At 70.0% G+C, this 23,899-nt stretch carries 22 protein-coding genes and 1 pseudogene; 6 read left to right on the top strand and 17 right to left on the bottom strand.

The features are described from left to right. Positions 1-138: 138 nt before the first annotated feature. The 4 genes from tpiA to QH290_RS31645 all read right to left on the bottom strand — a co-directional run bounded on the left by tpiA (position 139) and on the right by QH290_RS31645 (position 3,784). Positions 139-924, bottom strand: coding sequence for a triose-phosphate isomerase (gene tpiA / locus QH290_RS31630; RefSeq protein ID WP_280264935.1), 786 nt, complete (start codon positions 922-924; stop codon positions 139-141). Continuing rightward, entirely contained in the window at positions 924-2,135 is a 1,212-nt protein-coding gene (locus QH290_RS31635; RefSeq protein WP_280386883.1) for a phosphoglycerate kinase, read from the bottom strand. Before QH290_RS31635 ends, tpiA begins: the two co-directional genes overlap by 1 nt. Positions 2,136-2,139: 4 nt before the next feature. After that, positions 2,140-3,159 (bottom strand): type I glyceraldehyde-3-phosphate dehydrogenase, encoded by a 1,020-nt coding sequence (gene gap / locus QH290_RS31640; RefSeq protein WP_280386885.1) that lies wholly within the window; start codon positions 3,157-3,159, stop codon positions 2,140-2,142. A gap of 178 nt (positions 3,160-3,337) precedes the next feature. Beyond that, on the bottom strand, positions 3,338-3,784 hold the full coding sequence (locus QH290_RS31645) for a hypothetical protein (protein WP_280264919.1): 447 nt from the start codon (positions 3,782-3,784) through the stop codon (positions 3,338-3,340). 256 nt (positions 3,785-4,040) lie between these two features. Between QH290_RS31645 and QH290_RS31650 the strand changes: the two genes are divergently transcribed. Beyond that, a complete protein-coding gene (locus tag QH290_RS31650; RefSeq protein ID WP_280264920.1) occupies positions 4,041-4,643 on the top strand; it encodes a GNAT family N-acetyltransferase in 603 nt (200 codons plus the stop codon). A 17-nt stretch (positions 4,644-4,660) separates the two neighbouring features. Here QH290_RS31650 and QH290_RS31655 read toward each other — a convergent pair whose 3' ends face one another. From QH290_RS31655 to QH290_RS31680, 6 genes are all read right to left on the bottom strand, one after another. Continuing rightward, positions 4,661-4,993, bottom strand: coding sequence for a DUF427 domain-containing protein (locus QH290_RS31655; RefSeq protein WP_280264921.1), 333 nt, complete (start codon positions 4,991-4,993; stop codon positions 4,661-4,663). Positions 4,994-5,112: 119 nt separating this feature from the next. Next, the gene (whiA, locus tag QH290_RS31660; RefSeq protein WP_068018539.1) at positions 5,113-6,096 is read right to left on the bottom strand and encodes a DNA-binding protein WhiA; all 984 of its coding nucleotides are present in this window, start codon (positions 6,094-6,096) and stop codon (positions 5,113-5,115) included. Further along, complete coding sequence (locus QH290_RS31665; protein ID WP_280264922.1) at positions 6,087-7,181, bottom strand: gluconeogenesis factor YvcK family protein; 1,095 nt, start codon at positions 7,179-7,181, stop codon at positions 6,087-6,089. Before QH290_RS31665 ends, whiA begins: the two co-directional genes overlap by 10 nt. Further along, positions 7,178-8,041, bottom strand: coding sequence for an RNase adapter RapZ (gene rapZ / locus QH290_RS31670; protein WP_280264936.1), 864 nt, complete (start codon positions 8,039-8,041; stop codon positions 7,178-7,180). Before rapZ ends, QH290_RS31665 begins: the two co-directional genes overlap by 4 nt. Positions 8,042-8,285: 244 nt before the next feature. Beyond that, positions 8,286-10,364, bottom strand: coding sequence for an excinuclease ABC subunit UvrC (gene uvrC, locus QH290_RS31675; RefSeq protein ID WP_280386887.1), 2,079 nt, complete (start codon positions 10,362-10,364; stop codon positions 8,286-8,288). Positions 10,365-10,512: 148 nt separating this feature from the next. Further along, positions 10,513-11,361, bottom strand: a complete 849-nt coding sequence (locus QH290_RS31680) for a LysR family transcriptional regulator (protein ID WP_280386899.1) — start codon at positions 11,359-11,361, stop codon at positions 10,513-10,515. 71 nt (positions 11,362-11,432) lie between these two features. On the opposite strand from QH290_RS31680, the pseudogene QH290_RS31685 reads away from it, so the two are divergent. Further along, positions 11,433-12,392, top strand: a pseudogene (locus QH290_RS31685) (bile acid:sodium symporter family protein); the annotation flags it as partial. A gap of 2 nt (positions 12,393-12,394) precedes the next feature. Here the strand turns inward: QH290_RS31685 and QH290_RS31690 are convergent. Both QH290_RS31690 and QH290_RS31695 read right to left on the bottom strand, forming a co-directional pair. After that, a complete protein-coding gene (locus tag QH290_RS31690) occupies positions 12,395-12,841 on the bottom strand; it encodes a hypothetical protein (protein WP_280264924.1) in 447 nt (148 codons plus the stop codon). A 101-nt stretch (positions 12,842-12,942) separates the two neighbouring features. After that, positions 12,943-14,205, bottom strand: coding sequence for a winged helix-turn-helix domain-containing protein (locus QH290_RS31695; protein WP_280264925.1), 1,263 nt, complete (start codon positions 14,203-14,205; stop codon positions 12,943-12,945). 137 nt (positions 14,206-14,342) lie between these two features. On the opposite strand from QH290_RS31695, the gene QH290_RS31700 reads away from it, so the two are divergent. Both QH290_RS31700 and QH290_RS31705 read left to right on the top strand, forming a co-directional pair. Next, a complete protein-coding gene (locus QH290_RS31700) occupies positions 14,343-16,025 on the top strand; it encodes an FAD-binding dehydrogenase (protein WP_280264926.1) in 1,683 nt (560 codons plus the stop codon). Between the two features lie 10 nt (positions 16,026-16,035). Further along, positions 16,036-16,158, top strand: coding sequence for a hypothetical protein (locus tag QH290_RS31705; protein ID WP_280264927.1), 123 nt, complete (start codon positions 16,036-16,038; stop codon positions 16,156-16,158). A 45-nt stretch (positions 16,159-16,203) separates the two neighbouring features. Here QH290_RS31705 and QH290_RS31710 read toward each other — a convergent pair whose 3' ends face one another. After that, positions 16,204-16,890 (bottom strand): HAD family hydrolase, encoded by a 687-nt coding sequence (locus tag QH290_RS31710; RefSeq protein ID WP_280386889.1) that lies wholly within the window; start codon positions 16,888-16,890, stop codon positions 16,204-16,206. 75 nt (positions 16,891-16,965) lie between these two features. On the opposite strand from QH290_RS31710, the gene QH290_RS31715 reads away from it, so the two are divergent. Beyond that, on the top strand, positions 16,966-17,766 hold the full coding sequence (locus QH290_RS31715) for an ABC transporter ATP-binding protein (RefSeq protein WP_280264929.1): 801 nt from the start codon (positions 16,966-16,968) through the stop codon (positions 17,764-17,766). 35 nt (positions 17,767-17,801) lie between these two features. On the opposite strand, the gene QH290_RS31720 is transcribed toward QH290_RS31715, so the two are convergent. Continuing rightward, positions 17,802-19,268, bottom strand: coding sequence for an amino acid permease (locus QH290_RS31720; RefSeq protein WP_280386891.1), 1,467 nt, complete (start codon positions 19,266-19,268; stop codon positions 17,802-17,804). Between the two features lie 225 nt (positions 19,269-19,493). Between QH290_RS31720 and ggt the strand changes: the two genes are divergently transcribed. Next, a complete protein-coding gene (ggt, locus tag QH290_RS31725) occupies positions 19,494-21,428 on the top strand; it encodes a gamma-glutamyltransferase (protein ID WP_280386893.1) in 1,935 nt (644 codons plus the stop codon). A 3-nt stretch (positions 21,429-21,431) separates the two neighbouring features. Here the strand turns inward: ggt and QH290_RS31730 are convergent, their stop codons facing one another. The 3 genes from QH290_RS31730 to QH290_RS31740 are packed head-to-tail and all read right to left on the bottom strand — an operon-like array spanning position 21,432 to position 23,738. Beyond that, positions 21,432-21,941, bottom strand: coding sequence for a PH domain-containing protein (locus QH290_RS31730; protein WP_280386895.1), 510 nt, complete (start codon positions 21,939-21,941; stop codon positions 21,432-21,434). Between the two features lie 4 nt (positions 21,942-21,945). After that, entirely contained in the window at positions 21,946-22,434 is a 489-nt protein-coding gene (gene ribH / locus QH290_RS31735) for a 6,7-dimethyl-8-ribityllumazine synthase (protein ID WP_280264933.1), read from the bottom strand. Positions 22,435-22,487: 53 nt separating this feature from the next. Further along, positions 22,488-23,738 (bottom strand): bifunctional 3,4-dihydroxy-2-butanone-4-phosphate synthase/GTP cyclohydrolase II, encoded by a 1,251-nt coding sequence (locus QH290_RS31740; RefSeq protein ID WP_280386897.1) that lies wholly within the window; start codon positions 23,736-23,738, stop codon positions 22,488-22,490. Between the last annotated feature and the right edge of the window lie 161 nt (positions 23,739-23,899).

The following is a 23,899-nucleotide window of genomic DNA, read 5'->3' on the forward strand; positions in this document are numbered from 1 at the left end:
ACCCCCCCCCCCCCCCCCCGCCCCCCCCCCCCCCCGCCCCCCCGGCCCCCCCCCCCGGGCCCCCCCGGGGGGCCCCCACCCCCCCCCCCCCCCGGCCGCCCCCCCCCCCGGGGCCGAATTCGGCTGGGTTACAACGGTTTATGGTAGGGGGCCGCCTGCGGCGATGGCCGAGAGCGTGGCGAACTCGTCGCCCTTCAGCGATGCGCCGCCTACCAGTGCGCCGTCGATATCGGTTTGCGCGATCAGCTCGCCGACATTCTTGGCGTTCACCGAGCCGCCGTACAGCACCCGTACCGCCGCGGCGATCTCCGGGTTCGCCAGGTCGGCCAGCTCGGCCCGCAGCGCGCCGCAGACCTCCTGCGCGTCGGCGGGCGTGGCGACGCGGCCGGTGCCGATCGCCCACACCGGCTCGTAGGCGATGACGACCTTCGAGATCTCCTCCGCCGACAGGCCCTTCAGCGAACCGCGCAGCTGCTCGAGGTTGTACTGGACGTGCGTCTGCGCCTCGCGGACACCCAGGCCCTCGCCGACGCACACGATCGGGGTCATCCCGTTGTCGAGCACCTTCTTGGCCTTGGCGGCCACGGTGGCGTCGTCCTCGGTGTGGTACTGCCGCCGCTCCGAATGACCGACCACCACGAACGAGCAGCCCAGCTTGGCCAGCATGGAGGCGCTGACCTCGCCGGTGTAGGCGCCCGCGTCGTGCGTCGACACATCCTGCGCGCCGTAGGTGACCAGCAGCCGGTCGCCCTCCACCAGCGTCTGCACGCTGCGGATGTCGGTGAACGGCGGGATCACCGTGACGTCGACCTTGGCGAAGTACTTGTCCGGCAACGCGAAAGCGATCTTCTGCACCAGGGCGATCGCCTCGAGGTGATTGAGATTCATCTTCCAGTTGCCGGCGATCAGCGGTTTGCGTGCCATCATTCCTCCAGAACCGCGATGCCCGGAAGTTCCTTGCCCTCCAGGTATTCCAGCGACGCGCCGCCGCCGGTGGAGATGTGCGAGAAACCGTCCTCGGGCAGACCCAGGATACGGACCGCCGCGGCCGAATCCCCGCCGCCCACAACGGAGAACGCGCCCTTGCCGGTGGCGGTGACGATCGCCTCGGCGACGCCGCGGGTGCCCGCGGCGAAATTCTCGAACTCGAACACGCCCATCGGGCCGTTCCAGAAGATCGTCTTCGCCTCGGTCAGCAGCGCCGCGAAACGCTTCGCGGACTCCGGGCCCACGTCCAGGCCCATCCAGCCGTCGGGAATCTCGTTGTCGGGCACGACCTTCGAGTCCGCGTCGGCGGCGAACTCGTCGGCCACCACGATGTCGACGGGCAGGTGGATGACGTCGGCGTAGCGGTCCAGCAGCTCCTGACAGGTGGCCACCATCTCCTGCTGCAGCAGCGAGGTGCCCACCGAAAGCCCCTGTGCCGCAAGGAAGGTGAAGCACATGCCGCCGCCGATCACCAGCGTGTCGACCTTCGGGGCCAGCGCCTCGATGACGGCCAGCTTGTCCGAGACCTTCGACCCGCCCAGCACCACCGCGTAGGGCCGCTCCGGATCGGCGGTCAGCTTCTGCAGCACCTCGACCTCGGCCGCCACCAGGGTGCCCGCGTAATGCGGCAGCAGCTTGGCGACGTCGTACACCGACGCCTGCTTGCGGTGCACCACGCCGAAGCCGTCGGAGACGAACGCGCCGTCGTCGCCGACCAGTTCGACCAGGGCGCGCGCCAGCTTGCCGCGCTCGGCGTCGTCCTTGCTGGTCTCGCGCGGATCGAAGCGGATGTTCTCCAGCAGCAGCACATCGCCGTCGGTCAGGCCCTCCGAGCGCGCGAGCGCGTCCTGCCCCACCACGTCACCGGCCAGCTGGACGTTGCGGCCCAGCTCCTCCGACAGCCGCGCGGCCACCGGAGCCAGCGACAGCGCCGGATCCGGCGCGCCCTTCGGACGGCCCAGGTGCGCGGTGACGACGACCTTGGCACCGGCCTCGGCCAGCGCTTTGATCGTCGGCGCCGAGGCGATGATGCGGCCCGGGTCGGTGATCGTGCCGTTGTCGAGGGGGACGTTCAGGTCGGAGCGCACCAGCACGCCCCGGCCCTCGACACCCTCGTTCAGCAGATCCTGAAGTGTCTTGACTGCCATGGGTTTACAGCGACTTGCCGACGAGGCCGATGAGGTCGGCCAGGCGGTTGGAGTAGCCCCACTCGTTGTCGTACCAGGAGCTGACCTTGACCTGGCCGTCGATCACCTTGGTCAGCGGCGCGTCGTAGATCGACGAGTGCGGATCGGTGACGATGTCGCTGGACACGATCGGGTCCACGTTGTACTTCAGGATGCCCTTCAGCGGGCCCTCGGCGGCGGCCTTGAACGCGGCGTTGATCTCGTCGACCGAGGCATGCTTGCGCAGGTCGGCGGTCAGGTCGGTGATCGAGCCCGTCGGGACCGGGACGCGCAGCGCGTAACCGTCGAGCTTGCCGTTGAGTTCGGGCAGCACCAGGCCGATGGCCTTGGCGGCGCCGGTGCCGGTGGGCACGATGTTCAGCGCGGCGGCGCGGGCGCGGCGCAGATCCTTGTGCGGCGCGTCCTGCAGGTTCTGGTCCTGGGTGTAGGCGTGGATCGTGGTCATCAGGCCACGCTCGATGCCGAAGCTGTCGTTGAGCACCTTGGCGAGGGGACCCAGGCAGTTGGTGGTGCACGAGGCGTTGGAGATGATGTTCTGGCTGCCGTCGTACTTGTCGTCGTTGACGCCCATCACCACGGTCAGGTCCTCGCCCTTGGCGGGCGCGGAGATGATCACCTTCTTGGCGCCGGCGGCCAGGTGGCCCTTCGCCTTGGTGGCGTCGGTGAAGATACCGGTCGACTCGACGACCACGTCGACGCCCAGATCGCCCCAGGGCAGCGCGGCCGGGCCCTCCTTGATGGCCAGCGCCTTGATCCGCTGGTCGCCGACCACGATGGTGTCGTCGCCGTCGAGCGAGACGTCCTTCGGCAGGCGGCCGAGGATGGAGTCGTACTTGAGCAGGGTCGCCAGCGTGGCGTTGTCGGTGAGGTCGTTGACCGCGACGATCTCGATATCCGTGGTGCCGAGGGCCTTCTGCGCCTCGACCGCCCTGAAGAAGTTACGTCCGATGCGGCCGAAGCCGTTGATGCCTACCCGGACAGTCACGTTATCGCTCCTCAGCTTTCAAGCGGATTCGTTCCGTTGCAGGTCCACCCTAATGCCCGCGTGCGACATCGCGGACATGCCCCTCCCAGGTGAGCGGCCGGGCGCGAAGGAGGGCCAACCCGGCCGGGCCCGCCGCGGGCGGGCCGGTCGGGCGCCCCACGTGCGCTTCGGCGGGAAGCTACCGATCGGCACCGCGTTCGAGGGCCCGCACCAAGAGGTCTTTCATCTCGGCAAAGTTCTCCTCGGTCGCCCGGCGGAAGGCACGCTGCTCCTCGAACTCCCGGTCCATGCGATCGAACTGTTCCCGGCAGTAGTCCTGATGCCCGGACAGCCGCTCACTGAGCGCATTCGTCAGCACCCGCTGGATATCGGCCTTCGACTCCAACACCTCGAACCGCCCCACGTTCTCGACCTGATGCGCATCCACCTTCGCCTCCAAAGCCGCCTGCCCCGCCTCCAAAGCCGCCTGCCTCGCCTCCAGCGAGCCGAACCGGCGTTCGTTCTCCTCGTGGTGTGCGTCCTGTTTGGCGCCGAGCGCTCGGACAGCGGCGAGCACCGCACGGCCCTCGGCTCGCTCTGCTTCCAACGCGGCCACCCTCGCCTCCAGTTGCGTCAGTGTCGTCATCGTCGATCCCCCTGTACCGTCCGGCAACTCCCGATTGGAGGTCCGAACCTACCGCATCGCACCGACTCCGGGGATCGCTCCGACCGATACCTGTGGATAACCATAGACCTGTGAACAGCCGGCGCGTCGCATTCACCCCGGACAATCCAAAACCCCTCGCCTGCAATCGAATTCCCGAGGACGCCGCGCACGGCCGATCCGGCCCGCACCGATCGTTTCGGTAGCATCGACCGCACAGTGGAACGAGGAGGTTCGAGTGACCGACAACGGTGTCAGCGTGCGGGCGGCAACTGCGGCCGATGTGCCCAAGGCGGTGCGGACGCTGGGGCGAGCGTTCGCCGACTACCCGTGGACGCGGCACACCGTGGCGGCCGACGACCATCAGGGCCGGGTGGAGCGGTTCCAGCGGCTGTTCGTCACCCGCATCGGGTTGCCGCACGGCCGAGTCTGGGTCGCCGACGAGGGTGACGCCGTGGCCGTCTGGACCACACCCGAGACCGATGCCGGGCCGGTATTCGGGGAGCTGGCACCCCTTTTCGCCGAGTTGGCCGGTGATCGCCTGGCCGCGAGCGAGGCCGCCGAGCACGCCATGGCACCGCATCGGCCGGTGGAGCCGGTGTGGTTCCTGGGCACCGTCGGGGTGGATCCCGACAGGCAGGGCCGCGGCCTCGGCCGCGCGGTGATCGAGCCGGGATTGCAAGCGGCGCAACGGGATCGGGTCCCCGCCTTCCTGGAGACCTCCGACGAGGGCAACCTCCGCTTCTACGAGCGCCTGGGATTCACGGTCACCGCCGAGGTGGACCTTCCGGGCAACGGGCCGCGCACGTGGTGCATGCTGCGCCGTCCGGCGGACGACTGAGCGACCGGCGGCGGGCGCTACCCGGCGCGCACCTCTTCTGTCGCGTAGAAGCAGAAGTGGTCCTTGATCTCGGCCACCTCCGCCTTGGGCTCGGGGTAGGCCCACACCAGGTCCGCCGCACCCGGCACCGACCAATACGAGGCCGTGCCCTTGAACGGGCAGACGGTGGTCGTGGGTGACGGCGTCAGCAGGTCGGTGCGCACGTCTTCCGGCGGAAGGTAGTAGCGCGCGGGGTACCCGGTCTCGCGCAGCACCAGCGGGCGGGTGCTTTCCGCGAGGATCTGGTCGCCGCGCATCACGCGCACGTGCTGAGTGCCTTGTTCGACGGTGATGCGGTGTCCTGCGGTCACGGTCGTGCCCTTCTGTCGGAGAGGTTCGTGGATCGTCTCCCCCGTGCAGCGCCGTTCGAGGGCCGGTTCTTCCCGTTCCCGCCGAGAATGGGCCCGTCGCTCCGACGGGCCCACCTCGCTCACGCGTCTTCGAGCAGTTCGGCGGTGACCGCCGACTCGGTATCCGGAATGCCCAGTTCCTTCGCCCGGCGGTCGGCCATCGACAGCAGGCGCCGGATGCGGCCCGCCACCGCATCTTTCGTCATCGGCGGATCGGCGAGCTGACCCAGCTCCTCGAGCGACGCCTGACGGTGCTGCACGCGCAGCTGACCGGCGGCGGCCAGATGATCCGGCACATCGTCGCCGAGGATTTCCAGGGCGCGCTCCACCCGAGCCGCCGCGGCCACCGCCGCCCGCGCCGAGCGGCGCAGATTCGCATCGTCGAAGTTGGCCAGGCGGTTGGCCGTCGCCCGGACCTCGCGGCGCATGCGGCGCTCCTCCCAGGTCAGCCTCGTGTCCTGGGCGCCCATGCGGGTCAGCAGCGCGCCGATGGCCTCGCCGTCGCGCACCACCACGCGATCGGTGCCGCGCACCTCGCGGGCCTTGGCCGAGATGCCCATCCGGCGCGCGGCACCCACCAGCGCCAGCGCCGCCTCCGGACCCGGGCAGCTCACCTCGAGCGCCGAGGACCGGCCGGGTTCGGTGAGCGAGCCGTGCGCGAGAAACGCACCGCGCCATGCGGCTTCGGCGTCGGGGATGCTGCCGCCGACCACCTGGGCGGGCAGCCCGCGCACCGGACGGCCGCGCACGTCCAGCAACCCGGTCTGGCGGGCGAGTGCCTCGCCCTCCTTCGACACCCGCACCACATACCGGGAGGTCTTGCGTAGCCCACCGGCACCGAGCACATGCACATCGGAGCCGTAGCCGTACAGCTCGAAGATCTCCCGGCGCAGTCGTCGCGCGATGGACCCCATGTCCACCTCGGCCTCGACGATCACCCGGCCACCGACGATATGCAGGCCGCCCGCGAACCGGAGTAGCGCCGACAGTTCCGCCTTGCGTGAGCTCACCTGCGAGACCGACAGACGGCTAAGCTCGTCCTTGACCTCGGCTGTCATCGCCACGAGACCCGCTCCTTTCCACCCAACGCGGACCGCACCTGCTGGCCCATGTGCCGTCCTTCGACTCGAAGCCTTGCTGATTCCGGCCGAGGTTGCCGGATCACCTGATCCAGTGCGGCGGCTAGCTTTCCAGGGTGGTGCCGGTCCGTCCCTGCCTCGGCGACATCAGCGAAGGTTACCCGCGCACGCAGCTGTTCGGCGGCTCTTGCGACATGTTCGCGCTCTCTGCCCTCCGGGACGGACCCGGAATCGACCACCACGTCCTCGACCGCGAAATCCGGTGCGTGCTGGGACAATACATGCAGGTGCCGCTCGGCGGAGAATCCGGCCGTCTCCCCCGGCTCGGCAGCGAGATTGAGCACCAGCACTTTTCGTGCCCTGGTATGTACCAGGGCCTCGCGCAGCCCGGGCACCAGCACGTGCGGAATCACGCTGGTGAACCACGATCCGGGCCCCAGCACGACCACGTCGGCGTGCTCGATCGCGGAGGTGGCCTCGGGGCTGGCCGGGGGATCGGACGGGATCAGCCGCACCCGGCGCACCTTGCCGGGTGTGGTCGCGACCGCCACCTGCCCGCGGATGCAGCGGCTCACCCGCGGATCGGCCTCCAGTCCCGAGACATCGGCCTCGATGGTCAGCGCGGTCGGCGACATCGGCAGCACCCGGCCGGTCGCGCCCAGGATCCGGCCCACCTCGTCCAGGGCCGCCACCGGGTCGCCCAGGACCTCGGCCAGTCCGGCCACGATCAGATTGCCCACGGAGTGGCCCGCCAGCGCCCCGGTGCCGCCGAACCGGTGCTGCACCGCGCGGGCCCACAGCCCGTCGGTGTCCTCGGCGAGCGCGGCCAGCGCCATGCGCAGATCGCCCGGCGGCAGCATGCCCAGCTCGGCCCGCAGCCTGCCGGAGGACCCGCCGTCGTCGGCGACGGTCACCACCGCGGTGATGGTGCCGGTCAGCCGCCGCACCGCGGTCAGGGTCGCGTACAGCCCGTGCCCACCGCCGAGCGCGACGATCGCGGGGTCCGGTTCGCGGCTGTCCGCCGCGGGCTCCGGTTCACGGTCTGCCGCGGTGTCCTCGCCTGCACTCATTCGCGCCCCAGATCCCGGTGCACCACCCGCACGACGTCGCTGGGGTCGGGTCGTCTGTCACGGAGTAGCTCGCCCAGCGCCTCCGCTATCGCCACGCTGCGGTGTTTGCCGCCGGTGCAGCCCACTGCCACGGTCATGTATCGCTTCCCCTCTTGGCGGTACCCGTTCGTCGTCAGATCGATCAGATGGCAACAGGTCCGCAGGTAGTCCTCGGCGCCCGGGCGGGACAATACGTACTCGCTGACCACCGCGTCCTGTCCAGTGTGTTCGCGTAGTTCCGGTACCCAATGCGGATTGGGCAGGAAACGCAAATCAAACACCATGTCGGCGTCGAGTGGTACTCCGTACTTGAAACCGAACGATTGGATTGTGATCTGCAGGGCCGCCGGAGCCCCGCCGCCGTAGGCCTCCTCCAGCTTGCGGTGCAGCTGGTGCACCGACAGCGCGGTGGTGTCGATGACCAGGTCGGCGGCGGTCTTCACCTTCGACAGCCGATCCCGCTCGGCGGCGATGCCCGCGGTCAGGGTGCCGTCGGCGCTCTCGCTCTGCAGCGGGTGGCGGCGGCGGGCGAAGCCGAACCGGCGGATCAGCACATCGTCGGACGCCTCGAGGAACAGCACCCGGGTACGCACCCCCGAACCGCGCAGCTGCTCGGTGACACCGGACAGGTCACCGGTGAAGAACCGGCTGCGCACGTCCATCACGAGGGCGAGCTTGCGGATCGGCGGATCCGCGGAGGCACCCAGTTCGACCATCCGCGCGATCAGCTCGGGCGGCAGATTGTCGGCGACGTACCAGCCCAGATCCTCGAGTACCCGGGCGGCGGTGCCGCGCCCGGCACCCGACAGGCCCGTCACCATGACGACCTCCACCCGATCGCCGTCGCCGGACGCCCCCGCGGGGGTGGTCCCGGCGGTGCCGGGCTGCGGTCGCGCGGCGGCCGCCGGGTTGCTGTTCGATTCGACGCTGGTCATGTCCTACCGGATCCGTGTCTGCCTGTGGTGCGATCATTCCGTCCCGCGGCCGGGCGTGTCGCCCGACACGCGGCGGCCGAAACCGAGCCGTGACCGTTTCCCTGCACCGATGTCCCGGGGCGGGCGGCGGTCACCCACCGTTCGCCTCGCTCGCGTTCAGGGCCGCCAGCACGGCCTTCGCCGTCGCCACCCCGATCCCCGGAACCTCCGTGATCTCCTCCACCGTAGCGTCCCTGAGCCGGGCCACCGACCCGAAGTGCGTGACGAGGGCGGTGCGCCGGGACTCGCCGAGCCCGCGCACGGAGTCCAGCGCGGACGCGGTCATGCGGCGCGAGCGTTTGCTGCGATGGAAGGTGATCGCGAAGCGGTGCGCCTCGTCGCGGACCCGCTGCAGCAGGTACAGCGACTCGCTGTTGCGGGGCATGATCACCGGGTCCGGCTCGCCCGGAACCCACACCTCCTCCAGGCGTTTGGCCAGCCCGATCACGGCCACATCGGTGATGCCGAGCTCGTCGAGCACCTCGGCGGCGGCGTTCACCTGGGGCGCGCCGCCGTCGACGACGTAGAGGTTCGGCGGGTAGGAGAACCGGCGCGGCTTGCCGGTCTTCGGGTCGATACCGGGCGGGACGGCCGGTTCGGCAGCGCCGGGCGTGTCGCCGCCCGCGCGCTCCACCGGCGCGGCGTCGGTGAGCGCCGCGCCCGGCCCGACCTCGGCGCCGCGCAGCTCCGCCGCCTCCATCGCGTCGAGGTCGCGGCGCAGCCGCTGGAACCGCCGCCTGGTCACCTCGGCGATGCTGCCCACATCGTCGGAGCGGCCCTCCCCCGCGGCCTCCTTGATCGTGTAGTGCCGGTATTCGGACTTGCGGGCCAGACCGTCCTCGAAGACCACCAGCGAGGCCACCACGTCGGTGCCCTGCACGTGGCTGATGTCGACACATTCGATGCGCAGCGGCGCGCTGTCGAGGTCCAGGGCGTCCTGAATCCCTTGCAGCGCAGCCGATCTCGCGGTCAGGTCCCCGGCGCGCTTGAGCTTGTGCTGGGCCAGCGCCTCCCCCGCGTTGCGCTGCACCGTCTCCATCAGCGCCTTCTTGTCGCCGCGCTGCGGCACCCGCAGCTGCACCGCGGACCCGCGCAGCTCCGACAGCCAGCCCTGGATCTGGTCCGGATCGCCCGGCATCGCGGGCACCAGCACCTCGCGCGGCACCACGGTGGCGGGGGTCTCCGTGTCGGTGTGCTCGGCGAAGGCGGCCTGCTCGCCGTAGAACTGGGTGAGGAACTGCTCGACGAGCGCGGGCAGCTCACCACCGGCCTCGACATCGTCGACCGCGTCGCCGGATTTGTCGACCACCCAGCCGCGCTGGCCGCGCACCCGGCCGTCGCGCACGTGGAAGATCTGCACCGCGGCCTCGAGCTCGTCGGTGGCGAAGGCGACCACGTCGGCATCGGTGCCGGTGCCCAGCACCACCGCCTGCTTCTCCAGCGCGCGCTCGAGCGCCTGCACGTCGTCGCGCAGCCGGGCGGCGGTCTCGAAGTCCAGTTCCTCTGCCGCCGACTGCATCTGGCGTTTGAGCTCGCGCACCATGCGGTCGGTCCGACCGGACAGGAAGTCGCAGAAGTCCTCGGCGATGCGGCGGTGCTCCTCGGCGCTGACCCGGCCGATGCACGGCGCGGAGCATTTGTCGATGTAGCCGAGCAGGCACGGGCGCCCGATCTGCCGGTGCCGCTTGAAGACTCCGGCCGAGCAGGTGCGCACCGGGAAGACGCGCAGCAGCAGGTCGACCGTCTCGCGGATGGCCCAGGCGTGGGCGTAGGGGCCGAAGTAGCGCACCCCCTTCTTGCGCGCGCCGCGGTAGACGAACACCCGCGGATACTCCTCGTTCATGCTCACCGCGAGCATCGGGTAGGTCTTGTCATCGCGGTAGCGGACGTTGAACCGCGGGTCGAACTCCTTGATCCAGTTGTATTCCAGCTGCAGGGCTTCCACCTCGGTGGTCACCACGGTCCACTCGACGCTGGCGGCCGTGGTCACCATCTGGCGGGTACGCGGATGCAGCGCGGCGACATCCGCGAAATACGAGTTCAACCGGTTGCGCAGGCTCTTGGCCTTGCCGACGTAGATGACCTGCCCGTACGAGTCGCGGAATTTGTAGACACCCGGTTCGACAGGAATGGTGCCCGGCGCCGGCCGGTACGTCGCTGGATCTGCCACCCGACAAGCCTATCGACCGGCGCCGACAACCCCCGGAACGCCGGGCCCGGCCCGCATCCGGTGGACAATCGCAGGCGAGGGCATCGCGCGACCACCTCGACGACCCCGTCCGAGCCGACCGCACCGTGCTGCGACGCGGGACTACCGATCACCCACGCTGCAGGCGGGCGGTGATCGCCGCGCAGAGGGCGCGTTCGGGTTCCGAGAGACGGGTGCGGCGGCGCAGGAGAACGAACTCGAGGTCGCCCAGTTCCGGCAGGCGGGCATCCTCGACGGTGAGAAGTCCTGCGGGTAAGAGGTTTTCGGCGTGCACGATCACACCCAGACCGGCGAGCACGGCGGCGCGCAGGCCCAGCTGGCTGTCGCTGGTGCAGGCGATGCGGCAGGCCCGTCCCTCCCGTTCCAGCGCGCGCAGGGCGATGTGGCGGGTGAGGCTGGGCGGCGGATAGGTGACGAGCGGGACCGGACCGTCGAACACCGCGGCACCGGAACGGCCCGCCCACACCAGCCGGTCGCGCCACAGCAGCTCGCCGTGCCGCTCGCCCGGCAGCCGCTTGCCGACCACGAGATCCAGTTCGCCCGCGGCCATCCGCGTCTTCAGGTTCTCGCTGAGCCCGACCGTCAGCTCCAGATCCACGCCCGGATGGCTGCGCTGGAACTCGAGCAGCACATCGGGCAGTTCCCGGGCCATGACGTCGTCGGAGGCGCCGAGCCGGATCAGCCCGGACAGCCGCGAATCGGAGAAGTAGCGCTGCGCCTGCGCCTGCGCGTCGAGGATGGTGCGGGCGAAGCCGACCATGGCGGCACCGTCCGCGGTGAGCGCGAGATTGCGGGTGTCGCGGCGGAACAGCTCGCGGCCCGCCGCCTGCTCCAGCCGCGCGATGTGGCCGCTCACGGTCGACTGCCGCAATCCGAGAATGCGGCCCGCGGCGGTGAAGCCGCCCGCGCGTTCGACGGCCAGGAAGGTGCGCAGCAGGTCCGGATCGAACACATTCATCACGATACGCGTTCGAAATTATCGGCTTCAACGACTTCCGCGATCAGTTTGCCCGGCCGTACCGTGCACTGGTGAGGTTGTTTGCCAAGCTCCGCATCGACGCCTTCATGCTCGGCATCCTGGCGAGCGTGCTGCTCGCCGTGCTGCTGCCCGCCCGCGGCGCCGCCGCCGACGTCCTGGACTGGGCGACCAAGGTCGCCATCGCGGTCTTGTTCCTGCTCTACGGCGCGCGGCTGGAGCCGCGGGAGGCCCTGGCCGGGCTGCGGCACTGGCGCCTGCACGCGAGCGTGCTCGCGGTGACCTTCGTGGTGTTTCCGCTGATCGGCGTGGCGCTGCGGCTGCTCGTTCCGGCGGTGCTCACCGACGAGCTGTACACGGGAATGCTGTTCCTGTGCCTGCTGCCGTCGACCGTGCAGTCCTCGATCGCGTTCACCTCGATCGCGCGCGGCAATGTGGCCGGTGCGGTGGTCAGCGCGTCGCTGTCGAATCTGGTGGGAGTGTTCGCCACACCCCTGCTGGTGATGCTGCTCATGCATACCGCGGGCGGCGCCACGGTGTCGCCCGGAGCGATCGTGCTGATCGTGGTGCAGTTGCTGCTGCCCTTCCTGGCAGGTCAGCTGCTGCGGCCCTGGCTGCGCGGGGTGCTGCGGCATGCGGCGGTGACCCGGGTCGTGGACCGCGGATCGGTGTATCTGGTGGTGTACGCGGCGTTCAGCGCCGGAATGGTGGAGAACATCTGGAAAGGCTTGTCGCCCTTGGCCTTACTGGCGGTAGCCGTCGTCTGCGCCGCGGTGCTGGGTGTGGTGCTCGGGGTGACCTCGGCCGGTAGCCGGCTGCTCGGATTCGACCGCGCGGACCGGATCGTGGTGATCTTCTGCGGGTCGAAGAAGAGCCTGGCCACCGGCCTGCCGATGGCGTCGGTGCTGTTCGCCGGGCATCCGGTCGGGCTGATCGTGCTGCCGCTGATGATCTTTCACCAGATCCAGCTGTTCACCTGCGCCGCCCTGGCCGGGCGCTGGGGACGGCAGGCGCCTCACATCCCGCGGGCGTATCGGATCGATTCCTCGACCGCGGCCAGGTCGACGTCGAGCGATGGATCCCGCTCCATCGCCTCCCGGATCTCGAGCATCTGCTCGTCGACGGTGCTGCGGCGGGCGATGGTGATCAGCTCCTGGCGCACGTAGTCGCCGAGGGGCATGGCGGCGGCACCCGCCCGCCGGCTCAGCACGCTCCAGGCATCCGCCGGCAGGCGGTACGTCTCGATCAGGGCCATGGCGCCGTCGTCGATGGCGGGGGCGGGATGGTCCGGGCGCTCGGCCTCCAGAAACTCCACGACCGAATCGATCGGCACCCGGCGGGTGGTCAATGTCGTCAGCTCTCTGCGCACGTAGTCCACGATCGGCATCCCGGCGTAGCGGGCACGGCGGCGCAGCACCTCGGCGGTATCGGCGGGTAGATCCTCGATCTCGATGCGCGACATGCACGCCACGGTATGCGCGCGGCGACCGGTCGGCAAGCATCACGGATCCGGCCGCCACCACGGCACCCGTCGCGGCGGACCGCTCACCTGCCCGCGGCTCGCTACCGAACCGTGTTCTGCTGCAATGAAATTCGCCGTCCCGGCGCCGACGTGGCGGCCCGCAGCGCCGGAGCCAGGTCGCCACGGTCACCGACCTCGATCGTCTCCAGTTCCAGCCAGTCGGCCATCTCCCGCAGGGCGCGTGCCAGCTCGGCCACGACATAGCCGCTGTCCCAGCCGGGTTCGGCGAAGGCGCCCGGCACGAGCAGGCGCCCGGCGCCGCGCTCGGCCCGCAGGTCCACCCGGCCCACCAGCTCGCCGTCGAGCAGGAACGGGAATACGTAGTAGCCGTGCACCCGCTTGGGTTCGGGCGTGTAGATCTCGATGCGGTAGTGGAAGTCGAAGATCCGCTCGGTGCGCGCCCGGAAGAAGATCAGCGGGTCGAACGGGCACAGCAGGGCGGCACCCTCGACGCGGCGCGGGGTGCGGGCGCCGGTCCGCAGGTACGCGGGCCGATCCCAGCCGGTGACCCGCACCTGCTCCAGCTCACCCGCATCGACCAGCTCGGCGAGGGCGGGCTCGGTCTGGCGGCGATGCAGGCGGTAGTAGTCCCGTAGATCCGGTTCGGTAGCGATGCCCAGTGCGGTCGAGGCCCGCAGCACCAGCTCCCGCACCGCGTCCGGCTCCTCGATCTCGCGCGCCAGGACCTCCGGCGGGAGGACCCGCTCGGTCAGGTCGTAGTGCCGCTGGAAGCCGACCCGCTTGTCCACCGAGAGCTCCCCGGTGGCGAACAGCACCTCGCACACCACCTTGGTGTCGCTGTAGTTCCAGCCCCAGTGGTCCTTGCGGCGGGGACGGTCCAGCTCGAGATGCTTCTCCACCTCCCCGGCCGTGCAGGCGCCGAACTCCGAGACGACGTCGAGCACATCCTTGGGCAGGGTCGGGTTGCGCTCGAGCACCGAGCGCGAACCGCCCCAGCGCCCGTCCCGGTAGCGGGCCATCCGCCAGCGCATCAGCGGCCAGTCCGCCACCGGCAGCAGGGCGGCCTCGTGCGCCCAGTACTCCACCAGCCGCCGGGGCCGCCGCGAGTTGTGGCTCCAGGCCATCTCGTCGAGCAGGGTGCGGTCGTAGCCGCCGATCCTGCTGAAGACCGGGGCGTAGTGCGCCCGGACCACGGCCGAGACCGAATCCAGCTGCAGCAGCTGCGTCCGCTCCAGGACCCGTTGAACGGAGCGGCGAGTGGCGGGCGCCGACGAGCGTGGCGCGGCGAAACCCTGGGCGGCGAGCGCGGTCCTGCGGGCCGCGGCGGCGGTCATGGTACGCACACCCGAACCATGCCAGAGCCCACCGACAAGTTCGGCGAGACGTCCGCTCGACCATCTCCGAGCCCAAAGCATCTGCTACGTCGCCCACCATCCGATACACTCGTGTATCCATTGGATCGAGCGCGAAGGAGAGTCCCATGGCACCGTCCCCGCCGCCGGATGTCGTCGTCGTCGGAGCCGGGCTGGCCGGGCTGGTGGCCACCTACGAGCTCACCAAGGCCGGGCGGCGCGTCCTGGTGCTGGACCAGGAGAACCGCAACAACCTGGGCGGGCAGGCGTTCTGGTCGCTGGGCGGACTGTTCTTCGTCGACAGCCCCGAACAGCGCCGCATGGGCGTGCACGATTGCTTCGAGCTGGCCTGGCAGGACTGGCAGGGTTCGGCCGGTTTCGATCGCGACGACGAGGACCACTGGGCGCGGCAGTGGGCGCGCGCCTACGTCGAGTTCGCCGCCACCGAGAAGCGGCAGTACCTGCACGATCTCGGGCTGCGGGTGACGCCGCTGGTGGGCTGGGCGGAGCGCGGCGGCGCCACCGCCGACGGGCACGGCAACTCCGTGCCCCGCTTCCATCTGACCTGGGGCACCGGGCCGGAGGTGGTGCGGGTGTTCCTGGAACCGGTCCTGGAGGCCGAGAAGCGCGGCCTGGTCGAATTCGCCTTCCGGCACCGCGTGGACGATCTGATCGTCGAGGACGGCGCGGTGGCGGGCGTCCGCGGCAGCGTGCTCGAGCCCACCGACCTCGAGCGCGGGCGCGCGTCGTCACGGAATACGGTGGGCGAGTTCGAATTCCGCGCCCCCGCCGTGATCGTCTGCTCCGGCGGCATCGGGCACGACCACGACCTGATCCGGCGCAACTGGCCCACCGAGCGGCTGGGCCCGTGCCCGAAGACGATGATCTCCGGGGTGCCCGCGCACGTGGACGGGCGCATGCTGGGCATCACCGAGGCCGCCGGCGGGCAGATCGTGAACCGCGACCGCATGTGGCACTACACCGAGGGCATCCACAACTGGGATCCGGTCTGGCCCGACCATGCCATCCGCATCATCCCCGGCCCGTCCTCGCTGTGGTTCGATGCCAACGGAAAGCGTTTGCCCGCACCGTGTTTCCCGGGTTTCGACACCAACGCCACCATGAAGGCGATCCTCGGCACCGGCTACGACTACTCGTGGTTCGTGCTCACCCAGTCGATCATCGAGAAGGAGTTCGCGCTCTCGGGCTCGGAGCAGAACCCGGATATCACCGGTAAGGATCTGAAGCTGACCCTGAGGAGCCGCATAGCCAAGGGCGCCCCGGGCCCGGTGGAGGCGTTCAAACGGCACGGCGTCGATTTCGTCGTCGCGAACACGCTGGCCGAGCTGGTGCAGGGCATGAACAAGATCTCGCGCGGCCCCCAGCTGGAGCTCGCCGAGCTGGAGCGTCAGATCCGGGCGCGCGACCGCGAGCTGGCCAACAACTACAGCAAGGACGCCCAGCTGATGGCCGTCGCCAATGCCCGCCGCTCGCGCGGTGACAAGCTCGGCCGGGTCGCCACCCCGCACCGCATCCTGGATCCTGCGCACGGTCCGCTGATCGCCGTCCGGCTCAACATTCTCACCCGAAAGACGCTGGGCGGCTTGCAGACCACCCTGGATTCCCAGGTGATCCGGGCCGACGGAGAACCGTTCCCGGGCCTGTACGCGGCGGGCGAGGTGGCGGGTTTCGGCGGCGGCGGGGTGCACGGCTACAACGCGCTCGAGGGCACCTTCCTCGGCGGCTGCATCTTCTCCGGACGCGCCGCGGGACGAGCCCTCGCACGCTCCCCGCGCCGGGCGGGCACCTAGCATCGGCGCCATGAGCAACCGGCCGCAGGCGCCGCCGTTCGATGTGCAGGCCCTGGCCGATGTCGAGTTCTCCGGCGAATTCGACATCAACGCCACGGGTTTCGCGGATCCTGCCGACCAGCTCGGCTGCTGAGAGCGGAAATGCAGGGAGCGCGCGGAGGGCGGCGGCGCGCTCGGTTCAGATGTGCAGGCCGTGCGCACGCAGCGCCGTGCGCAACCCGTCCGGCCGCTGGGCCGTGGGCTGCGGATCCACCCAGGCGAAGCCGCAGCCGAGAGTCGTTGCGCCGCCGTCGGCCTCGCGGCTGTCGCCCACCATGAGCGCGGCCTCGGGGCGGACGCCGAGCCGGTCGAGGGCCCATCGGAAGATCCGCGCGTCCGGCTTCATGGCACCGACCTCGTAGGACAGCGCGTAGGCCGCGACCTCGCGCTGCCAGCCGTGCGCGGCGAACGCCGGGCGCACGTCGAAGGCGATATTGCTCACGATGGCGACCGGAATCCCTTGCGCGTCCAGGGATTTCAGCACGGCGCCGGTGTCCGGATAGGGCGTCCACGCCAGCGCGTCCATCACGCGCGAATAGAAGCGCTCCGCATTCGGCAGCGGCAGGCCCGACTGGCGCAGCACCTCCATATACGCCTCGCGGTGCAGCTCGGGACTCAGATCCCGGTGCCGCCAGGCGTAGAGCCCGCGCTCATCGAACTCCACGACCTGTTCGACCGGCGTGGTCATCCGCCGCTGAATCTCGGCCGTCTCCGCGGCATCGAGGGGCCGTCCGTCGGCGGTCACCAGATCCGCGGCCCAGCTCTCGTCGTCCTCGAGCCGGAACAGGGTCCCGGAGAAATCGAAAAGCACCGCCTCGATGGTCACCCGGCCAGGGTACACAAACGTCCCATGACATAGATCACCCATCAGCTTGTCTGAGGAGTTTGCTACCGTGGGCCCATGTCCGACGCCCCCATCCTCCAGGTCGCCGCCGTCGATTTCGTCCGCAACGGCAACCCGATCCTCGACGAGGTGTCGCTGACCGTGCGTCCCGGTGAGCACTGGGCGCTGCTGGGCCCGAACGGCGCGGGCAAGACCACGCTGCTGAAGATGCTGGGCGCCGTCGAACATCCCACCCGCGGCACGGTCGAGGTGTTGGGCCATCGGCTCGGCCGCGTCGACATGCGCGAATTGCGCACGGCGATCGGCCATGTCGATCCGCGCCACGCCCCGCCGTATCCGCTCACCGCGCACGAGGTCGTCCTCACGGGCCTCACCAATACCGCCGACCTCAAGCAGCGCTGGAATCCGACCGCCGCCGAGATCGCCGAGGCGGACCGGCTGGTCGAGCTGCTGGGGCTGGCGCACCGCCGCGACGCCCGCTGGCCCACCATGTCCCAGGGCGAGCGCGGCCGCGCGCTGATCGCCCGCGCCCTGATGCCGAACCCGCGGCTGCTTCTGCTCGACGAGCCCACCACCGGCCTGGACATGGCCGGACGCGAACAGCTCATCGATCGCATCGACCGGCTGCAGTCCACCCATCCGGAGCTGTCGTCGGTGCTGGTGACCCATCACCTGGAGGAGCTGCCGCCGGGCACCACCCATGTGATGCTGCTGCGCGAGGGCCGCTGTGTCGCCGCGGGTTCCGTCGACGAGGTGCTCACCAGCGCGAACATCAGCACCTGCTTCGACCACCCGGTCCGGCTCACCCGCACCGAGGGCCGCTGGCAGGTTCGCACCGATCACACCGTGCCCGCCTGAGAGCTACCGCGAAACCGCCTGCGGCGCAGGGCGTCTCACTCGTCGTCGAGCGGAATATTGGCCACCACAGGAAATTCCCCGGTGTATCCCGCCCGCTCGCGCGCGACGGCCAGCACCCGCTTGCGCGCGGCGAACCAGCCGATGATGAGCGCGGGAACCAGGATCGCCAGGCTCGCCACCGTCCAGGTTCCGACCGGGTAGTCGAAGCCCATCAGCACCACCACCACGAAGAGGAAGACCAGCGTCGCGATGCCGGTGTAGGGGGCACCGAACATCCGGAACGCCGGGCGCTCGATCTCCCCCCGCCGCCACCAGCGCCACATCTGCAGCTGGCACAGCACGATCGTGGCCCAGGACGACAGGATGCCCAGCGATGCCACGTTGAGCACGATCTCGAACGCCTTCGAGGGAACGATGTAGTTGAGCCAGATGCCGAACAGCGCGACCACGCTGGTCAGCAGGATGCCGCCGTAGGGCACCCCGCGCTTGTTCATCCGGCTGGTGAACCTCGGCGCGCTGCCGTTCATCGACATCGACCGCAGAATCCGCCCGGTGGAGTACAGCCCGGCGTTGAGGCTCGAGAAGGCGGCCGTCAGCACGACGAAGTTCATCACCGAACCCGCGTTGCCCACACCGAGTTCGGAGAAGAACGTGACGAACGGGCTCACCGACGGCGAGTAGGCCGTGTAGGGCAGCAGCAGCGCGAGCAGCACCAGCGAGCCGACGTAGAACACCGCGATGCGGAAGATCACGGAGTTGATCGCCCGCGGCATGATCTTCTGCGGGTTCTCGGTCTCCCCCGCCGCCGTGCCGACCATCTCCACCGCCGCGTACGCGAACACCACGCCGGAGGTGACGGTGACCAGCGGCAGCACCCCGGTCGGGAACCAGCCCCCGGCGTCGGACACCATGCCGAATCCGGTCTGGTGGCCGTCGACGGTGAAGCGCCCCGCCAGGAAGAACGTGCCGATGCCGAGGAACGACACCAGGGCCACGACCTTGATCAGCGCCGCCCAGAACTCCAGCTCGCCGAACCACTTCACCGAGATCAGGTTGATCCCCAGCACCAGCAGCAACGCGATCAGCGCCAGCACCCACTGCGCGATCGACTGGAACCCGCCCCAGTAGTGCAGGTAGGTGGCGATCGCGGTGGTGTCGACGATGCCGGTCATCGACCAGTTCAGGAAGTACATCCACCCGGCGACGAAAGCCGCCTTCTCCCCGAAGAATTCGCGGGCGTAGGAGACGAACGACCCCGACGACGGCCGGTGCAGCACCAGCTCGCCGAGCGCCCGCAGGATGAAGAATACGAAGACGCCGCACACGCCGTAGACCAGGAACAGTCCCGGTCCCGCGCTGAGCAGGCGGCCGCCGGCACCGAGAAACAATCCGGTACCGATCGCGCCGCCGATGGCGATCATCTGCAGCTGGCGCGGTTTCAGGCTCTTGTGGTAGCCGCTGTCCTCCGCGCCGAGGAATGTTTGTCCCCGCACCTGGGTCATCTGCCGGTTGATCCTTCACACTCGGTCGGTGAGCATCTGACGTTACCTGGTGGATAGCGGTCGCCCGCACATCGGCCCACCGTTGCGCCGAACACACCGAACATGCTGGTAATTGCCGTCTCATACATCTGTGTGGAATTAGCTGCGAAGGTGCCTGCGTCTGCTTCCCGGTGGTGGCGCGCGAAAGTCCTGCCGGGTGTCGGACCCGGGCGATAAGGTCCGATCATGAGGCGCACGCGACACATCTGGGCCGGAGCCACCGCCGCCCTGCTCGCCGCCGGGGTCATCACCGGCTGCTCATCGGGTTCGGACCACTCGGCACAGGCGTGCGCGGAGACCCCGAACGGCACCGTGATAAAGGCCGGTCCGACGGCCACCGGCACCGATATCGCCACCAATCCCGAGATCGCGTCCGGCTATCGCAGCGAGATGTCGCCCGTACGTACCGGCAGCTACGCCGTGTCGGCCGCGAATCCGATTGCGACACAGGCGGCCTGCCGCGTGCTGGCCGACGGCGGCACCGCGGCCGACGCGCTCGTCGCCGCCCAGACGGTGCTGGGCCTGGTGGAACCGCAGGCCTCGGGCATCGGCGGCGGCGCGTTCCTGATGTACTACGACGCGGCGAGCAAGACGCTGGACTCCTACGACGGCCGCGAGACCGCCCCCGCCGCCGCCACCCAGAACTACCTGCGCTGGGTCAGCGACACGGATCAGACCGCGCCGCAACCGAGTGCGCGCGCCAGCGGCCGCGCCATCGGCGTCCCCGGCGCCCTGCGCCTGCTCGAGCTCGCCCACCGCGAGCACGGCAAGCAGCCCTGGCGCGAGCTGTTCGAACCGGCCATCACACTGGCCGACCAGGGCTTCGCGATCAGCCCACGACTGGCCGGGCAGATCGCCGAATCCGCCCCCGATCTCGCGCGCGACGAGAACGCCAAGGCGTACTTCCTGCAGCCCGACGGCTCACCGAAACCGGCGGGGACCAACCTCACCAACCCGGCCATGTCGAAGACGTTGAGCGCCATCGCCTCCGACGGTCCCGACGCGTTCTACACCGGCGCCATCGCCCAGGACATCGTGGACGCCACCGCCAGCACCGCGGGCGGCCGCACGCCGGGGCAGCTGACCCTCGCGGATCTGGCCGGTTATCAGGCCAAGAAGCGCACCGCGCTGTGCACGAGCTACCGCGACCACGAGATCTGCGGGATGCCCAACCCGTCGTCGGGCGGCATCGCGGTCGCGGCCACGCTGGGCATTCTGGAGAATTTCGACCTGGCCGCGCTGGCGCCCCAAGGCGTGGACAACAACGGCGGCAAGCCCACACCCGAAGCGGTGCACCTGATCTCGGAGGCCGAGCGCCTCGCCTACGCCGACCGCGACAAGTACGTCGGCGACTCCGATTTCATTCCGCTGCCGGGCAATTCACCCGACACTCTGCTGAACGACGAGTACCTGAGGCAGCGCGCGGCCCAGATCAAGCCGGACCGCAGCATGGGCACCGCGCAGCCGGGCGATTTCGGGCCGGTCCCGCTGGGCATCGGGCCGCAGCAGCCCGAGCACGGCACCAGTCACGTCTCGGTGGTGGACAAGTACGGCAACGCCGCGGCGCTCACCACCACGGTGGAGTCCGCGTTCGGGTCGTTCCACGTCGTCGACGGCTTCGTGCTCAACAACCAGCTCACCGACTTCAGCACCAACCCCACCGCCGCGGACGGCACACCGCTCGCCAACCGGCTGCAGCCGGGCAAGCGGCCGCGCAGCTCGATGAGCCCGACGCTGGTCTTCGACAAGGGCGCCGACGGATCGCGCGGGCAGCTGGCCTACGTCACCGGCTCCCCCGGTGGTTCGGTGATCATTCAGTTCGTGGTGAAAACCCTGGTGAACATGCTGGATTGGAAGCTCGACCCGCAGCAGGCCGTCTCCGGTGTGGCCTTCGGCGCCGCCAACACCCCGGTGACCGGCGTCGGCGGCGAGCATCCCGCGATCAATGCCGCCGACAAGGGCGACAACGACCCGCTCATCCGGAAACTCCGCGACATGGGCCACCAGGTCTCGGTCGACCCGCAGACCAGCGGCCTGAGCGCCCTGCAGCGCGACGGCAACGGCTGGATCGGCGGCGCCGACCCACGCCGCGAGGGCGCGGTGATGGGCGACGCGAAGTAGCCCTCACTCCCCCTGCGCCGCAGTATATTTCGCGCCCAGTTCGCGGAAGCGGTCCATGGACCGCGCCGCGTACTCCTTGTCGTTGACGCGGATGGCCAGCATGGGGACGTACTCGTCGCCGACGAGTTCCAGCCGGGCCCAGGCCCGCTTGTCGGGGATCGAGACGCCGCGGATGTCGCGCCACGGAAAGTCGTTGTCGCCCACGATATTGCGCACCGAGACGCCGCGCGGGCCCACCCGCACCCGCGGGCGGGTCAGCAGCAGCACCGCACCGGCGAGCAGCCATCCGAAGCAGACGATCGCGACCTGGTCGGCGACGCGGAAGTTCACCCCGGTCGTGCTGTGCGACGAGGCGATACCGGCGATCGTGAACAGCACCGCGAGGACCGCCGCGACGATCCGGGCCGTGCGCACCGCACGCCGCGGCCGCACCTCCAGATCCCATTCGGACCCCTCGGGACCCGGCGCGGGCGGCTGCGGGCCGCGCTTCCAGATTCGGACGACCGGCGGCATCGGCTCAGACCGTCTGGCGGTCGGCCGCGAGGGCACGCAGCGTCAGCGCCGTGTCCAGCGCGGCGGCGCAGGCCTGCTCGCCCTTGTCCTCCGCCGAATCCGGCAGCCCGGCCCGATCCAGGGCCTGATGCTCGGTGTTCACGGTGAGCACGCCGTTGGTCACCGGGGTGCTCTCGTCCAGCGACACCCGGGTCAGCCCCGCGGTCACCGCATCGCAGACGTATTCGAAATGCGGTGTCTCGCCGCGGATCACGACGCCCAGCGCCACCACCGCGTCGTGGTCGCGGGCCAGCGCCTGCGCCACCACCGGCAGCTCCATCGCCCCGGCGCAGCGCACCACGGTGATCTCCTCGACACCCGACGCGCGGGCCACCCGCTCGGCATTGGCCACGAGCGTGTCGCAGATCCTGGTGTGCCAGCGCGACGCGACGATGCCGAGCCTGAGCTCCTTGGCTTCCGCGAGCTCGAAGTCCGGGACGCCGGTACCGCTCATCTGTGCAGGCCCGCCTCTCTGTGTGCGATCAATCAGCCGTCGTTGTGGATGTGCTATCGCGCGGTCTCGCCCAAGTCGAGATCGTCGAGCCCGACCAGGTCGTGGCCCATGCGGTCGCGTTTGGTGCGCAGGTAGCGCAGGTTCTCGGCGGTGGCGCGCACCGGCATCGGCACCCGTTCGGTGATCGAGAGCCCGTAGCCGTCCAGGCCGACCCGCTTGGCCGGGTTGTTGGTCAGCAGCCGCATCGAGGAGATGCCGAGGTCGACCAGGATCTGCGCGCCGGTGCCGTAGTCGCGGGCATCGGCGGGCAGGCCCAGCTCGATATTGGCGTCGACGGTGTCGTGGCCGCTGTCCTGCAGCTGATAGGCCTGCAGCTTGTGCATCAGCCCGATGCCGCGGCCCTCGTGCCCGCGCATGTACAGCACCACGCCCCGGCCCTCGGCGGCCACCATCTCCAGGGCGGCCTCCAGCTGCGGGCCGCAGTCGCAGCGCAGCGAGCCGAACACGTCGCCGGTCAGGCATTCCGAATGCACCCGCACCAGCACATCCTCGCCGTCGTCGACACCGATATCGCCGCGCACCAGCGCGACATGCTCGACATCGTCGTAGATGCTCTTGTAGCCGACGGCCCGGAACTCGCCGAACCGGGTGGGGATGCGGGCCTCGGCGATCCGCTCCACCTGCTTCTCGTTCTTGCGGCGCCACGCGATCATGTCGGCGATGGAGATCAGCGCCAGCTCGTGCTCGTCGGCGAAGACGCGCAGCTCCTCGGTGCGGGCCATATCGCCCTCGTTCTTCTGGCTGACGATCTCGCAGATCACCCCGGCCGGGCTCAGCCCGGCCAGCCGCGCCAGATCGACCGCGGCCTCGGTGTGCCCGGGCCGGCGCAGCACGCCACCGTCCTTGGCGCGCAACGGAACCACGTGCCCGGGCCGGGTGAAGTCCTCGGGCTTGGCGAACCGGTCGGCCAGCATGCGCATGGTGGTCGCGCGGTCCGCGGCGGAGATGCCGGTGCTGACACCCTCGCGCGCGTCCACCGAGACCGTGTAGGCGGTGCCGTGCTTGTCCTGGTTCACCGCGTACATCGGCGGCAGCCCCAGCCGGTCGCAGTCGGCACCGGTCAGCGGCACACAGATATAGCCGGAGGTGTAGCGGATCATGAAGGCCACCAGCTCGGGGGTGGCCTTCTCCGCGGCGAAGATGAGATCGCCCTCGTTCTCGCGGCCCTCGTCGTCGACGACGACGACCGCCTTACCGGCGGCGATGTCGGCGACTGCGCGCTCGATGGTGTCGAACCTGGTCACGTGTGCTGCGCTCCATCTGGGTTAGGTGCCAATAACAGTACTGTGTGGACTGCCCCCCCCCCCGCCCGGCCGCGGGCCCCCCACCCCCCCCGCGGGGCCCCCCGCCCCGAAGGTGGGGGGGTTTGGGCCACGGCGGGTTGGGCGGGTGCGCCCCCGCCGGG

It is taken from the genome of Nocardia wallacei, assembly GCF_029869545.1.
Taxonomy (GTDB): Bacteria; Actinomycetota; Actinomycetes; order Mycobacteriales; family Mycobacteriaceae; genus Nocardia; species Nocardia wallacei_A.